This is a genomic window from Flavobacterium sp. 9AF (assembly GCF_902506265.1).
Classification (GTDB): Bacteria; Bacteroidota; Bacteroidia; order Flavobacteriales; family Flavobacteriaceae; genus Flavobacterium.
The window spans coordinates 1-1068 of sequence record NZ_LR733605.1; the positions used below are offsets into that span (position 1 = coordinate 1).

The window sequence follows — 1068 nt, forward strand, 5'->3', positions numbered from 1 at the left end:
ATCTATAATAATTCTACATGATGGATTTTCTTTAGTTATTGAATAATCATGTAAACTGATATGAAAATTTTTAGTATCTCCTTTTAGTATTTTTAGTTGGAAATTAAAAAAAAGTATTACTAAAGTTAACGACAATATTGAAATTGAAGTAATTAACAGAATAATATTGGTTCTATTTCTTCTTTTGCTTTTCATCTAATTAATCTACAATGAAGTAGAATGGAATTGCACATTTTCCCTTAAAAATCTTATTACAATCTAAATCACTTTTAATAAATTCAATGATTTTTTCTTTATTTTTAATAATGGATTCATTAAATGTATGTATTAAACTTGGTTTACTTATTTGAAAATTGGTAATTTCACAATTCTCCTCTAAATTAAAAATAACAAGAACTTTATCATTTTTATTTTTTTTAGAAAAAGCTTCTTCTAAAACTTCTTCTGAATACAATACCTTTTTTAATTCTTTAGAATCGAAGTTAATTTCATGTTGGGAGAGACAAGTCGAAGCAATCAGCATAAAAATAAAAGGAAAATAAAATTTCATAAATGTAAGTTTAATTCTACTAATCAAATTTTATACCATTCAAAAAAAAACATTTTACTCAAAAGTTACTTCAGGAGAAAAATTCAATTCTTCAACTAATTTTATATTTTGAATATCTATTAATTCGTATACTTTTACTTTTAAAATAGTAGCGTTTATGGTTCTTTTTTCATCAAAATAAGCATATTGAACCAAATACTTTTTATTGTTGCTTTCTAAGTATTTAAAATCTTTTGAAAAGACTACACTTTCATTTATTTGTTCCTCTAATTTTTCTAAATGATTTCCGTTATTATCATAAATTTCTAAAGATGTATTATTAGGAGCATAACCAACAGATGTTAAATACTGTTTCTTATTTAAAAAAATTGTTTCATTCTTTAAAGTAATAGGTCTTTTTTCATCATTCTTACTAAAATTTTCTATATCAAAAGAATCTAAAATATTTACAACCTCTGGAGTGACTAATTTATGTTCTTTACAAAAACTGCCTTCATATTTTGGTGCAGTATAATTAG

At 22.3% G+C, this 1068-nt stretch carries 3 protein-coding genes; all 3 read right to left on the reverse strand.

The features are described 5' to 3' along the window. The coding region (locus HALO113_RS17030) for a hypothetical protein (protein ID WP_236554784.1) at window positions 1–195 on the reverse strand (195 nt) is incomplete at its 3' end. A gap of 4 nt (window positions 196–199) precedes the next feature. Beyond that, complete coding sequence (locus tag HALO113_RS17035; protein ID WP_159780340.1) at window positions 200–550, reverse strand: hypothetical protein; 351 nt, start codon at window positions 548–550, stop codon at window positions 200–202. Between the two features lie 54 nt (window positions 551–604). Beyond that, window positions 605–1068 (reverse strand): hypothetical protein (locus tag HALO113_RS17040; RefSeq protein WP_159780341.1); only part of this gene is annotated, 464 nt, incomplete at its 5' end.